General features: G+C 63.9%; 8 protein-coding genes. 6 read left to right on the top strand and 2 right to left on the bottom strand.

Annotated features, from left to right (window positions below):
* The first annotated feature begins 210 nt into the window (after positions 1–210).
* The 6 genes from SM765_RS12605 (at position 211) to SM765_RS12580 (ending at position 9,819) form a co-directional block, all read left to right on the top strand.
* Positions 211–1,227 (top strand): efflux RND transporter periplasmic adaptor subunit, encoded by a 1,017-nt coding sequence (locus tag SM765_RS12605; RefSeq protein WP_082996059.1) that lies wholly within the window; start codon positions 211–213, stop codon positions 1,225–1,227.
* Positions 1,224–4,496, top strand: a complete 3,273-nt coding sequence (locus SM765_RS12600; protein ID WP_274838071.1) for an efflux RND transporter permease subunit — start codon at positions 1,224–1,226, stop codon at positions 4,494–4,496. Before SM765_RS12605 ends, SM765_RS12600 begins: the two co-directional genes overlap by 4 nt.
* Before the next feature lie 169 nt (positions 4,497–4,665).
* Positions 4,666–6,417 (top strand): acetate--CoA ligase, encoded by a 1,752-nt coding sequence (gene acsA, locus SM765_RS12595; RefSeq protein WP_274838072.1) that lies wholly within the window; start codon positions 4,666–4,668, stop codon positions 6,415–6,417.
* Positions 6,414–8,417, top strand: a complete 2,004-nt coding sequence (gene pdhA / locus SM765_RS12590; protein WP_274833150.1) for a pyruvate dehydrogenase (acetyl-transferring) E1 component subunit alpha — start codon at positions 6,414–6,416, stop codon at positions 8,415–8,417. Before acsA ends, pdhA begins: the two co-directional genes overlap by 4 nt.
* Positions 8,414–9,577, top strand: a complete 1,164-nt coding sequence (locus SM765_RS12585) for a dihydrolipoamide acetyltransferase family protein (protein ID WP_274838073.1) — start codon at positions 8,414–8,416, stop codon at positions 9,575–9,577. Before pdhA ends, SM765_RS12585 begins: the two co-directional genes overlap by 4 nt.
* On the top strand, positions 9,574–9,819 hold the full coding sequence (locus SM765_RS12580) for an acyl carrier protein (RefSeq protein ID WP_274829950.1): 246 nt from the start codon (positions 9,574–9,576) through the stop codon (positions 9,817–9,819). The genes SM765_RS12585 and SM765_RS12580 overlap by 4 nt, the downstream gene beginning before the upstream one ends.
* Here the strand turns inward: SM765_RS12580 and SM765_RS12575 are convergent, their stop codons facing one another.
* Both SM765_RS12575 and SM765_RS12570 read right to left on the bottom strand, forming a co-directional pair.
* A complete protein-coding gene (locus SM765_RS12575; protein ID WP_274835196.1) occupies positions 9,820–10,557 on the bottom strand; it encodes a sulfite exporter TauE/SafE family protein in 738 nt (245 codons plus the stop codon).
* Positions 10,544–13,288 carry a cation-translocating P-type ATPase gene (locus tag SM765_RS12570; protein WP_274838074.1) on the bottom strand — a complete coding sequence of 915 codons (2,745 nt, stop codon included), beginning with the start codon at positions 13,286–13,288 and terminating at the stop codon, positions 10,544–10,546. Before SM765_RS12570 ends, SM765_RS12575 begins: the two co-directional genes overlap by 14 nt.
* Between the last annotated feature and the right edge of the window lie 34 nt (positions 13,289–13,322).

Below are 13,322 nucleotides of genomic sequence, written 5' to 3'. Positions count from 1 at the left end.
TTCAACGGGGGAACGCTCCCGGACCGGCCCCATCAGGGCGCAATTTTCGGCGTTTCCATGATCAAAAGCTTTGTTTTTCATGCAACCTTTGGGATGGTTGGTTGAGCTAGGTCAAAGCCCGATACATTTCGCCCTGCGAATGTGTCGGCCAAAGCTTTCGGTGCGGAACCAGTCATGTTGCGCGACCCCAGGCCCTGAAGAGGAACGAATATGCGCTTTTCGCCCCGAGCCTTGCCGCTCCGAATTTCATCACTGCGTGCCTTGCTGCCGGTGATCTGCCTGCTGGCCTCAAACGGGGTCCATGCGCAGGCTTTTGATGTTGAGATGACCGAGGTCTCTGACTGGCGGCCTGTGTTCGGCAAGGTCGAAAGCGTGAAACGCGCCCTGGCCCGCGCCCGCCTGTCCGGCAACCTGTACGAGCTGAGCGCGGAGGAAGGCGACAGCGTCGCAAGCGGCGAGACCCTGGCGCGGATCGTCGATGAAAAGCTGGCGCTTGAGATCGCCGGGGTCGAGGCCGGCATCCGGGCGCTGGAGGCGCAGATCGCCCTTGCGCGGATCGATTTGACCCGCGCCTTGGAGCTGCGCGAGCGGGGCGCTTCGCCCAAGACGGCGGTGGATCAGGCGCAGACGGCGCTGAACGTGGCCGAGGAAAATCTGGCCGCCCAGCAGGCCCAGCGGGATCTGTTGCAGGCGCGTCAGGCCGAGGGGATCGTGCTGGCGCCCGAAGCGGGTCGGATCCTCAGCGTGCCGGTGGTGGACGGCATGTTCGTCAATCCCGGCGAAACCATCGCCACCATCGCCACCGAGAATTTCGTGCTGCGCACCGAATTGCCGGAACGCCACGCCCGTTATCTGGAAACCGGTGAAACCGTGCGCATTCTGGCGCGCGGCGCGCTGACCAACACCGAGGTGCAAAGCGACGGACGCGTCGCCAAGATCTATCCCGAGCTGGTGGCCGGTCAGGTCGTGGTCGATGTGGAGGCCGAAGGGCTGGGCGATTTCTTTGTCGGGGAACGGGTGCGGCTGCTGATCGCCACCGGGCAACGTCCGGCCATCGTGGTGCCCGAAGGGTATCTGCAGCAGCGCCATGGCGTCACCTTTGCCCGGCTGGACAGCGATGCCGAAGTGGTGGTGCAGCCTGGCGTGCGTGTTGATGGCGGGATCGAGGTTCTGGCGGGGCTGAAGCCCGGCGACCGGCTGACCCCCTATGAGGCGGCGCAGCAATGAGCACGACACCCAACACCGACGCGCGCACCGATGACGGGGCCGGGGAATCGCTGGGCATTGCGGGTTCCATTTCACGCGCCTTTATCAACTCACCGCTGACGCCGCTGCTGCTGATTGCGGCTCTGATTCTGGGGTTTGTGGCCCTGCTGCTGCTGCCGCGCGAGGAAGAGCCGCAGATCTCGGTGCCCATGGTCGATGTCTTCATCCAGGCCAACGGGTTGGCCGCCGATGACGCGGTGGAGCTTGTCGCCAAACCGATCGAGGCACTGCTGCAGCGCCTGCCCGGCGTCGAACATGTCTACAGCCAGAGCTTTGATGATCGTATCATGGCCACCGCCCGGTTCGAGGTGGGCGTTCCAGAGGATGACGCCATCCTGCGGGTGCATTCCGAAATCCGAGCCAATTTCGACCAACTGCCCATCGGCATTCCGGAGCCTCTGATCATCGGGCGCGGGGTCAACGACGTCGCTATTCTGGTTCTGTCACTCGCCCCGCGCGCGGATCTGCCGCGCGATGAGGCAGAGCGGTGGGACAGGGCAAACCTGGGCGAAGTCGCCTCGCAGCTGATGTCGGAACTGTCCAAGGCTGAGGACGTGGGCCGCACCTATATCGTCGGTGACAGCCGCACGGAAATCCGGGTGGAGCCGGACACGGCGGCGCTTGCCCTTTATGGTGTCACGCTGGAGCAACTGGCCGAGAAGGTGCGCAATGCCAACCGCTCCGAGCTGTTGGGCCGGGTGCGCCAGACCGGTGCCTCCCGCGATCTGCTGAGCGGGCAGAGCCTGGTCGGCCAGCCCGATCTCGGCCTTTTGCTGGTCACCACCCGTGACGGGCGTCCGGTCTACGTCAAGGACGTCGCCCGCGTCAGCATTGCGCCCGCCGATGCCGACAACCGCGCCTGGACCCTGCACCCTGGAGAGGCCACACCACGACCGGCGGTCTCGCTTGCCTTTGCCAAACGCGAAGGCGCCAATGCTGTCAACGTGGCCAAGGAGCTGCTGCAGCGGCTGGAGATCGCCGAACGCGATTTCCTGCCCGATGCGCTGGAGGTTGAGGTCACCCGCAACTACGGTGAGACGGCGCAGAAGAAATCGGACGAGCTGTTCTCGCACCTTGCGGGGGCCAGCGTGTCGATCTTCCTGATGATCGTGGTATTCATCGGCTGGCGTGAAGGGGTGGTGACGCTGATCATCATTCCCGCCACCATCCTGATGACCTTTGCCGCCTCCTACCTGATGGGGTTCACGATCAACCGGGTGTCGCTCTTCGCGCTGATCTTCTCGATCGGAATCCTGGTCGATGACGCCATCGTGGTGGTGGAAAACATTGCCCGCCATTGGCGGCTGGATCCCAATGGCGACAAGACCAAGGTCGCCCTGCGCGGGGTAGCCGAGGTGGGCAATCCGACCATCATCGCCACGCTCACCATCGTTTTTGCCTTGCTGCCGATGCTGTTTGTCTCCGGCATGATGGGCCCCTACATGAGTCCCATTCCCACCAATGCCTCGGCGGCGATGATCCTCAGCTTTTTCGTGGCGGTGATCTTTGCACCCTGGATCATGCTGCGGCTTCAGCGGCAGAAACCGGGCGCTGTTGCGGCTCATGGGGCAGAGGATGGTCACGGCGAGGATTCCCGCATGGCCCGCATCTATCGCGCCATTGCCCGGCCCTTGCTGGCCAGCCGCAGCGGCGCGGCCATTTTCCTGATCCTCGTCTTTGTGGCCACCGGGGCCTCGGTCACCCTGTTCGGCACCCAGTCGGTGGTCGTGAAACTACTGCCCTTTGATGACAAGTCCGAAGTGCAGGTGATCGTCGATCTGCAGGAAGGCGCGACACTGGAAGACACCGAGCGCGCCCTGTTCGCACTGTCGCAGGCGGCTGCCGAAATCCCCGAGATCGAAAGCATCCAAGCCTATGCAGGTACTGCGGCGCCGTTCAACTTCAACGGCCTCGTGCGGCATTACTTCGTGCGGCAGAACCCGGAACTGGGCGACCTGCAGATCAACCTGGCCGACTCGGAAGAGCGTGATCGCCAAAGCCATGCCATCGCGCTGGACCTGCGCGCGCGGCTGGCCGAGGTGGATCTGCCCGCAGGCACATCGGTCAAGGTGGTCGAGGTGCCGCCCGGACCGCCGGTTCTGGCGACGCTGCTGGCCGAGGTCTATGGCCCCGATCCTGAAACCCGCCGCGAGGTGGCCACCGGCCTGCGCGAGATCTTTACGGACGTGGATTTCATCGTCGATGTGGACGACAGTTTCGGTCACCCGCCCGAACGGCTGCGGATCGAGATCGATCAGGCCAGCCTTGATTTCCACGGGGTGGAGCAAAGCGCGGTCTATGACACACTGTCGCTGCTGTTCCATGGCACCACTGTTGGTTATTCCCAGCGCGGCGGCGGGGTGCGGCCCATCCCGATCAGTCTGAAGCTGAGCGAGGAGCGCCGTCAGGTCACCGAAGCGCTGCTGGCGACACCCTTGCCCGCCCGTGGTCCCGCCGGCATCGGTGAGGGCAACGTGGAACTGGGCGAGGTGGTACGCGTCTCGGTCGAGCAGGGCTCATGGCCGGTGTTCCGCAAGAACGGGCTGGATTTGGAGATGGTCACCGCCGATCTGGCGGGCCGGTTCGAAGCGCCGATTTACGGCATGATCGCGGTGCAGGAGGAGATCGACGCCCGCGATTGGCCCGAGGGGATGAAGCCCGAGGTCACCCTTTACGGTCAGCCGATGGATGAGAGCAATCCGATCCTTTTGTGGGATGGCGAGTGGGAGGTCACCTATGTCACCTTCCGCGATATGGGCGCAGCCTTTGGTGCGGCGCTCATCGGGATCTATTTCCTGATCGTCGGCCAGTTCCGCAGCTTCAAGCTACCGCTGGTGATCATGACGCCGATCCCGCTGACTCTGATCGGGATCACCCTGGGCCACTGGGCGATGGATGCGCCCTTCACGGCGACATCGATGATCGGTTTCATCAGCCTTGCCGGGATTATCGTGCGGAACTCGATCCTTTTGGTGGATTTCATCCGCCGCGAACAGGACAACGGGCGATCATTGCATGATGCGCTGCTGGCGGCGGGGGGCGTGCGCTTCCTGCCGATCTTCCTGACGGCGATCACGGCGATGTCGGGCGCGGCTTTTATTCTCGTCGATCCGATTTTCCAGGGGCTGGGGATTTCACTGCTGTTCGGGCTGGCGACCTCTACCGCGCTGACGTTGCTGGTCATCCCGGCGATCTACTGGGCGTTCCGCGGCGGTCGCGACACGGCATAGTGCATCGGTTTGGCGGGGCTTGCCCCGCCGTGCCCCTATCGCCGGTCGTTTCCAGAAGGAGGGAAAAGCGCCGCGCTTTGATCCTGGTCATCTGCGCGGGCCATCCCGCCACCTATGATTGTCAAAGACGCGCCCCGGCGTGGCGCGGCAAGCGGAGGGGAGGATCACCATGGCGACAGCGCCGATCACAAAACCGGACAGCGTCAGGGCCGCTGCCAATATGACCGATTACGATACCCTCTGCGCCGGGTTTTCCTGGGACGACGCGCAGGCGCTGATTGATGGGCTGTCCGATGGCAGGATGAACATCGCGCATGAGGCCGTGGACCGCCACGTGGCATCCGGCCATGGGGAGCAGCTGGCGCTGCGCTGGATTTCGAAATCGGGCTCTCAGCAGGATTTTACCTACGCCGCGCTACAGACGGAAACCAACCGCTTCGCCAATATGCTGCGTAGCCAGGGTCTGCAAAAGGGTGATCGGGTCTATGCCTTGCTGGGGCGGGTGCTGGAGCTATACATCGCCGCCCTTGGCACGCTGAAGGCAGGTTGCACCTTCTGTCCGCTGTTTTCGGCCTTTGGCCCCGAGCCGATCCGCTCGCGGATGGAGATCGGCGGTGCCAATGCGCTGATCACCACCGCGCGGCTTTATAAGCGCAAGGTGAAAGCCCTGCGCCCGGATCTGCCGGATCTGCGGAAGGTCTTTGTCATCGACGAGGCGGCAGAGGATACCCTGCCGCTGACCGACCTGATGGCGGATGCCTCGGAGGAGTTCACCACCGAAGCCATGGACCCCGAGGACACTGCCCTTTTGCATTTTACCTCGGGCACCACGGGTAAGCCGAAGGGCGTCGTGCATGTGCATCAGGCGGTGGTCGCCCACAACTGGACCGGGCGCATCGCACTGGATCTGCGGGCGGGCGATACCTATTGGTGCACCGCCGATCCGGGCTGGGTTACCGGCACGTCCTACGGGATCGTCGCGCCCCTGACCAACCGCGTTTCGATGATCGTTGACGAGGCCGAGTTTGACGTCGCTCGCTGGTATGACATTCTGGAAGGCGAGGGCGTCAACGTCTGGTACACAGCGCCAACAGCCATCCGCATGCTGATGAAGGCTGGCACCGAGGCGCTTCAGGGGCGTGATTTCCCCGCCTTGCGGTTCATGGCCAGCGTCGGCGAGCCGCTGAACCCCGAGGCGGTGATCTGGGGAAACGCGGCCTTTGGCCAGCCGTTCCACGACAATTGGTGGCAGACCGAAACCGGCGGGATCATGATCGCCAATTATGCCGCGATGGATGTGAAACCCGGCTCAATGGGAAGGCCGCTGCCAGGGATCGAGGCGGGAATCGTCGAAATGGACCCGGAAGGAGACTCTCTGCGCGCCCTGACCGAGCCGCAGGCGATGGGAGAATTGGCCTTGCGTCCCGGCTGGCCGTCGATGATGCGTGGCTACCTGCATGAACAGGCGCGCTATGACAAATGCTTCCGCGATGGCTGGTACCTGACCGGTGACCTCGCGATGCGCGATGCGGACGGGTATTTCTGGTTCGTGGGCCGCGCTGATGACCTGATCAAAAGCGCCGGGCATCTGATTGGCCCGTTTGAGGTCGAAAGCGCCCTGATGGAGCATGAGGCCGTTGCCGAGGTCGGTGTTATCGGCATTCCCGATGAAACCGCGGGTGAGCTGGTGAAGGCCTATGTGGCGCTGAAACCGGGGTATGAGCCGGATGAGGATCTGCGGCTTGATCTGCTGGGGCACGCCCGCAAACGGCTGGGGCCCGCGGTCGCCCCGAAAGAGATCGCCTTTCGCAAGAACCTACCCAAGACCCGCAGCGGCAAGATCATGCGCCGCCTTCTGAAAGCACGCGAGCTGGGACTGCCCGAGGGCGATATCTCAACCCTGGAAAGTGACGAGACATGAGCATCGACCATGTGAAACCCCGCCTTGACCACGTCCATGTCCGCGATCTGCTGAAGGCGATGATCCGCATCCGCCATTTCGAGGACAAATGCGCCGAACTCTACTCCCGCGAAAAAATCCGTGGGTTCCTGCATCTCTATGATGGGGAGGAAGCGGTTGCGGCGGGCATCATCCCGCTGCTCAGCCCGCAGGACCGGGTGGTCGCCACCTACCGCGAACACGGTCATGCGCTGATGCGCGGGGTGCCCATGGGCCGCGTCCTGGCGGAAATGTACGGCAAGGCCGAAGGCTGCGCCGGGGGGCGGGGCGGTTCGATGCACATGTTCAGCCGCGATCACAATTTCTACGGCGGCAATGCCATCGTCGGCGGTGGCTTGCCTCTGGCCGCTGGCCTTGCGCTGGCCGACCGGATGCAAGGGGCCGAAGCCGTCACCGCCTGTTTCTTTGGCGAAGGCGCGGTTGCCGAAGGGGAGTTCCACGAGAGCCTGAACCTTGCGGCCCTCTGGGATCTGCCGGTTCTGTTTGTCTGCGAAAACAACGGCTACGCCATGGGCACGGCGCTGGACCGCTCGGAATCGCAGACCGACATTCACGCCAAGGCGGCCAGCTATGGCATCGACAGCCACGTTGTGGATGGCATGGATATCGTCGCCGTTGAAGGCGCTGCGCGGAAGGCTTTGAAGGCGATTGCCGACTCCGGCAAGCCGCAATTTCTGGAATGCCGCACTTACCGTTTCCGCGCTCATTCCATGTTCGATGCCCAGCTTTACCGCCCCAAGGAGGAGGTCGCCGACTGGCGCGCCAAGGGGCCAATCGTGCGCTTCCAGACCTGGGCCGAGGAAAATCATCTGCTGCACGCGGGTGAAGTGGATGACATCACCGCTGAGGTCGATGCCGAGATTGCCGAGGCCGTCGCCTTTGCCGAGAGTGGCACAGAGGAGCCGGTGGCGGACCTCGCCAAATATGTAATGTCGCCTGATCGGCCCGCGCCGCCCGAAGTCGCGCCGCCCGGAAAACCTGTCACCACCACCTACCGCGCCGCAGTGCGCGCGAGCATCATCGATGCCATGACCCGCGATTCCCGTGTCTTCCTGATGGGAGAGGACGTTGGCCGTTACGGTGGCTGCTATGCGGTCTCCAAGGGGCTGCTCGATCAGTTCGGTGAGGACCGCATCCGCGATACACCGCTGTCGGAATCCGGTTTCACTGGCGCCGGGATTGGCGCTGCCATTGCCGGGATGCGGCCCATCGTCGAGGTGATGACGGTCAACTTCTCGCTGCTGGCGCTGGACCAGATCCTCAACACCGCCGCCACCTTCCGCCATATGTCGAACAACCAGTTCGGGGTGCCGGTGGTGATCCGCATGGCCACCGGCGCGGGGCGGCAGCTGGCGGCGCAGCATTCGCACTCTTTGGAAGGCTGGTATGCCCATATCCCCGGCCTGCGGGTGCTGGCGCCTGCGACGCTGGAGGACGCGCGTGGCATGCTCTGGACCGCACTCAACGATCCTGACCCGGTGCTGATCTTTGAAAACGTCATGCTCTATAACCGCGAGGGGGAGCTGGCGGAGAATGCTGGTCCGGTGAATATCGACCGCGCCGTGGTCCGGCGGGAGGGCACCGATATCTCGCTGATCACCTATGGTGGATCCCTGTTCAAGACGTTGGAGGCGGCCGAGGCGCTGGCGCAGGAAGGGATCGACGCCGAGGTGATCGATCTGCGCTCCCTGCGGCCCCTGGACCGGGAGACGATCCTGTCCTCGGTGCGCAAGACCCGCTGCGCGGTAATGGTGGATGAGGGTTGGAAGAGCGGCAGCCTGGCCGCTGAGATTGGCATGATCCTGGCGGAAGAGGCCTTTTGGGATCTGGACGCCCCCTTGGCCCGGGTGTGCAGCGCCGAGGTGCCGATCCCTTATGCGGCGCATCTGGAACAGGCGGCGATCCCGCAGGTGGCGGAGATCCTCGCCACCGTTCGCCGGGTGATGGGGGCGACCCCATGAGCGATTTCCTCATGCCCTCGCTTGGGGCGGATATGGAGGCGGGCACCCTGATGGAACAGGTGGTGGCCGTGGGCCAACCCGTCACGCACGGCGATATCATAGCCGTGGTGGAAACCCAGAAAGGCGCCATCGAGATAGAGTGCTACGAGACCGGAACGGTGACGGAATGGCTGGTTGGCATCGGGGAGAGCGTGCCCGTAGGAACGCCGCTGGCACGGATCGATACCGGGGAGACAGCAGATGGGCGGACTGCTGAATCTGCGCCTGTGCCAGAGTCCGAAAAGCCCAAACTCCGGGCGGTCGCAGAGCCTCCGCAACCGGCACCATCTGTTCCCACCGGTACACGCATTGTCGCTTCTCCAGCGGCACGACGCTTGGCGGCTGAAAAGGGTGTGGACCTCAGTGCAATCTCCGTCCCCACCGGCCAGCCGATCCACCACGCAGATGTCGCCGCCCATATCACGGCAGGCGGCAAGACTGCGCCGCAGGACACTGGCCTCAGCGCCATGCGGCAGGCGATTGCCGCCGCGATGTCGCGCTCCAAACGGGAAATTCCGCATTTCTACCTCAGCCATCAGGTGGATCTGACCACGCTTGATGACTTCATCACTGAGATGAACGAAACCCGCGCGCCCGAGGACCGTGTGCTACCGCCGGTGTTCTACCTGCGCGCCATGGCGCGGGCGCTGAAGAAATACCCCGAGTTCAACGGCCATTTCGAAGGTGGCACCTTCACCCCAGCCAAGGAGGCCCATATCGGTCTTGCCATCGCGCTGCGCGGTGGAGGGCTGGTGGCGCCCGCGCTGTTCGATGTGGCCGCGCAGGAGCGCGACGGGTTGATGGCGCAGATGCGCGATCTGATCGGACGGGTGCGCGCGGGCCGCTTCAAGGCGCGCGAATTGTCGGATGCCACCATCACCCTCACCAGTCTGGGGGACCGCGGCATCGACGGGCTGTTTGGGGTAATCTACCCACCACAGGTGGCCATCGTCGGCATCGGTACGCCCGCGCTGCGCCCCTGGGTGGTGGAAAACAAGGTGGTGCCGCGCCAGATCGCAACCCTGACACTGGCCGCAGACCACCGCGTCAGCGACGGCCATCGCGGCGCGCTGTTCCTGCGCGCCATCGACCGATTTCTACAGGAGCCCGAAACCCTATGACCCGCACCGAGATAGAACAGGCCCTTGGCGAAGAGCTGACCCGGATCGCGCCGGATATCCCGCTGGACGACATCGACAGCAGCGCCGATCTGCGGGATGAGTTCGACATCGATTCAATCGATTTCCTGAACCTCGTCACCGCGCTGGGCAAACGGTTCGCTCTGGAGATGCCCGAAGCGGATTATCCCCAGATGGACAGTTTCGATCATCTGGTGGAGTATCTCTCCGCCAGGGTGTCCTGACTACAGTAGAGCCCGGCCCAAGCCGATAAGACACAGCGCCAGAAGCAGCCACAGCACGATGCGGCGAAAACGCCTGTCGTGGCTTCCATAGCGGGCAAAACAGATTGAGCCCAGCCACAGGCCGATGAACAGCAGGGGCAGGGCGGCTGCGATATGCCAAAGGATCTGCCCGCTGTAATGACCGGATACCGTCAGAAGCGCGCCAGCCCAGAGATCGGTGAAGAAGAAATAGGCGATCATCGTCGCCCGCATGGCCCGTGAACTGATCGCGGTTGTGGTGAAGAACAGGCCCAGCACCAGCCCGCTCATTGCAGTGGCGCCATTGACCACACCGGCAATGAAGCCGGCGAGGGACAGAACCATGGCGGTTGGAACTGTGGGCCGGATGGGCCGCAGCAGCAGCGTCAGAACCGCGCCGATGATCAAGACGTGCACGCCGATCCGCATCGCCTGATCCGGTACATGATCCAGCAGTGCCACCCCGATTGGATTGCCGATCAACCCGGCCAGCAGCAGATAGGCAAGGGCGCGGCGTTCCACATCCCTGAGCACGCTGCGCGATTGTCCCAGAGATGCGATGATCTCAAGCGCGATGGACATCGGCGCGATCTGGCTGGCAGGCAGCCAGAAGATCAGCCCTGCCATCAGGACGGTCGAAAAACCGAACCCCGAATAACCACGCAGAAAGGCCGCTGTGAAAACCACGGATCCAGCCAGAAGCAGATCAACCGCGTTCAACGTCGCGCCCCCGAAGGCTGGCCCGGCCTGACGGCTGCGTTCCCTGCTCGCGGTCACGTCCCGGTGTGAGGTTGAACAACAGCAGGATTTGCCCGGCAATCAACGGCACCAGGCTGAGCGCTGCAGCCAGACCCAATCCCGACAGGCCGGGGTCGGGAAGATCCAGCAGCGCCGACAGCGACGGCAGCCACAACGCCAGTGCCACCAGACCAGCACAAAGGGCCAGCGCTGCCCAAATGTATGGGTTCCCCGTCACGTCGTTGACAAGTTGTCGCCCGCTGTTCCCCCGCACATTGAAGACATTCCACAGCTGCGTCAGGGCCAGTGTCACGAAGGCCACCGTGATCGCCTGCCCGGTCTCCAGTCGCAGCCAGTAGAGCGCCAGAGCAAACCCCGACAGTGTCGCGCCGGTGATCAGCAGGCTGAGAACACCGATCAACGCCCATTCCGGCCGTCCGGCAATGGGCTCCGAGGGATCGCGGGGCGGCCGGGACATGATCGCTCTGTCTCCTTTGCCCAGCCCCAGTGCAAAGGCTGGAAACACGTCGGTCACGAGGTTCAGGAACAGGATCTGCAAGGGCAGAAGCGGTGCGGGCAGACCGGCGCCGACGGCGATGCCGACAACCAGCACCTCGCTGACGTTGCAGGACATCAGGTAGACGACGAATTTGCGGATATTGTCAAAGATCACCCGCCCCTGCCACATGGCCTCAATCAGGGTGCCGAAGGCATCGTCTTTCAGCACCACATCGGCGGCCTCGCGCGCGACCTGTGTACCGCGTTTACCCATGGCGATCCCGATGTCCGATTTCTTCAGCGCCGGGGCATCGTTGACGCCATCGCCGGTCATGGCAACCACATGCCCGGCCTGCTGGAACAGGCGCACAAGTGTCAGTTTCGTTTCCGGCGCCACACGGGCAAAGACATCTGCCGCCAGCACCCTGTCACGCAAGGCAGAATCCGCTGTATCAGGGTCGAAATCCCGCAGGTCATCGCCTTCGATCACCGTGAGGTCGCCCAGAGTTAAACCGGCGTCCTGCGCAATTGTTGCCGCGGTGTCTGCATGATCGCCGGTGATCATCGCGACCCGCACCCCGGCCGCCAGGCTGGCGCGGATCGCATCGGGCACATCAGCGCGCAGCGGGTCAAGGAAACACACCAACCCCACCAGCGTCAGGCCCTGATAGGGATTTTCGTCGGGTATTTCGGAGTGTTTGATTGCCAGCGCCAGCAGCCGCAACCCCTCGCGCGCGGCGGCGCTTTGCCGGGCTGCCCATTCCTGCCGCGCTGGGCCGTCCAGCGGCGCCGGACCATCCGGCAGCAAGTGAGTGTCGCAGGCTTCGATCACCGCTTCGGGCGCGCCTTTGATGGCGTAGATGAACCCGCCCCGGTCCCCGTCCGCGGCGCGGTTGACGCTGGCCATCATCTTATGCTCGGGGTCAAAGGCGTGTTCGGCCACCTGGGGAAAATCTTGCTCAAGCCCCGCACGGGTCATCGCGGCTGCTTGGGCGGCGTGCAGCAGTGCAACCTCCATTGGCTCACCGCTGGCGCTGTCTCCGGTGGCCGAATTGCCGGTTTCGGCATTGTTGCACAGAACCCCGATCCGCAGCGCCAGATCGAAGCGGTCGTCAGCCGGTGCGGCGGCATTTTTCGCGGGCCGGACCTCGGCGCCTTCGAACAGGTAGCGCACCGCCGCCATTTTGTTCTCTGTCAGTGTGCCGGTCTTATCAGTGAGGATCAGCGTCGTTGCCCCCAGAGTCTCTACCGAGGACAACCGGGTGATCAACGCATTGTGCGCCGCCATGCGCCACATGCCGCGCGCCAGACAGAGGGTGGCGACGATCGGCAGGCCTTCGGGCACCGCCGCCACCGCCAGCGCCGTGCCGGTGCGGATCATGTCGATCAGCGCGTGACCGCGCAGAACGCCCGCTGCGATCATCAACGCGGCCAGAGCCAGCGTCAGCCAGACCAGCCGGTGGCCGAGCCTGTCCAGCCGCCGCTCCAGTGGCGATATCTCGGCCTCGGCGGTTTCTGTCAGGGCACTGATCTGGCCGATTTCGGTTGTCATTCCGGTGGCCACGACGATGGCCTCTCCGGCGCCGCGGGTGATCGCGGTCCCCTTGAACACCATGTTGTGACGGTCCGGGATCCCGGCCTCCGGGGCGACCGGGTCGATACTCTTGGAAACGGGCAGGGATTCCCCGGTCAGGATCGATTCATCGCTTTGCAGGTTCGAGGCCTGAAGCAGACGGAGATCGGCGGTGACGATGTCTCCGGCATCGAGGATCACGATATCTCCCGGAACCAGCGCGCGGGCATCGATCCGGCGCACTCTGCCGTCGCGGCGCACCAGCGTCCTGACCTCGGCAATGCGCAGCAATGCCTCCATCGAGCGGACCGCGCGCAATTCGGTGAAAAAACCGATGGCGCCGTTGAACAGGATCACCACCAGGATCGCCAGACCTTCTGGAATGTCACCAAAAGCAAAGGACAGCCCGGCTGCCATGGCCAGCAGCCAGATGATGATGCTGCGGAACTGATGCGCCAGAAGCAGCAGCGCGCTTTGCGGCTTTTGGGCCCGCAGCTGGTTCCTGCCGTGGTGGGCGCGGCGGGCGGCAACTTCGGCGGCGTTCAGGCCGCGGGTCGGATCGCAGGCCAGCGCCGCAGCGACATCCGCTGCAGGCAGGGCGAAAGGCAAGGCGTCTGGTGCTGTGCCCGTCACCGGTGCCATATCACTCTCCGTCACGCGGTGCGGGACAACCTGG

It is taken from the genome of Pseudophaeobacter sp. 1A09344 (assembly GCF_041008745.1).
GTDB classification, from domain to species: domain Bacteria; phylum Pseudomonadota; class Alphaproteobacteria; order Rhodobacterales; family Rhodobacteraceae; genus Phycobacter; species Phycobacter gallaeciensis_A.
Note: the sequence above shows the minus strand (reverse complement) of the source record. Positions and strands in the feature narration are given on the sequence as shown.

What these genes read in the sequence shown, in the direction of transcription:
- SM765_RS12585 (WP_274838073.1), top strand. Translation starts at nt 8,414, where the DNA reads ATGAGCGATTTCCTCATGCCCTCGCTTGGGGCGGATATGGAGGCGGGC.
- SM765_RS12600 (WP_274838071.1), top strand. Translation starts at nt 1,224, where the DNA reads ATGAGCACGACACCCAACACCGACGCGCGCACCGATGACGGGGCCGGG.
- SM765_RS12605 (WP_082996059.1), top strand. Translation starts at nt 211, where the DNA reads ATGCGCTTTTCGCCCCGAGCCTTGCCGCTCCGAATTTCATCACTGCGT.
- acsA (WP_274838072.1), top strand. Translation starts at nt 4,666, where the DNA reads ATGGCGACAGCGCCGATCACAAAACCGGACAGCGTCAGGGCCGCTGCC.
- SM765_RS12570 (WP_274838074.1), bottom strand. Translation starts at nt 13,288, where the DNA reads ATGGCACCGGTGACGGGCACAGCACCAGACGCCTTGCCTTTCGCCCTG.
- SM765_RS12580 (WP_274829950.1), top strand. Translation starts at nt 9,574, where the DNA reads ATGACCCGCACCGAGATAGAACAGGCCCTTGGCGAAGAGCTGACCCGG.
- pdhA (WP_274833150.1), top strand. Translation starts at nt 6,414, where the DNA reads ATGAGCATCGACCATGTGAAACCCCGCCTTGACCACGTCCATGTCCGC.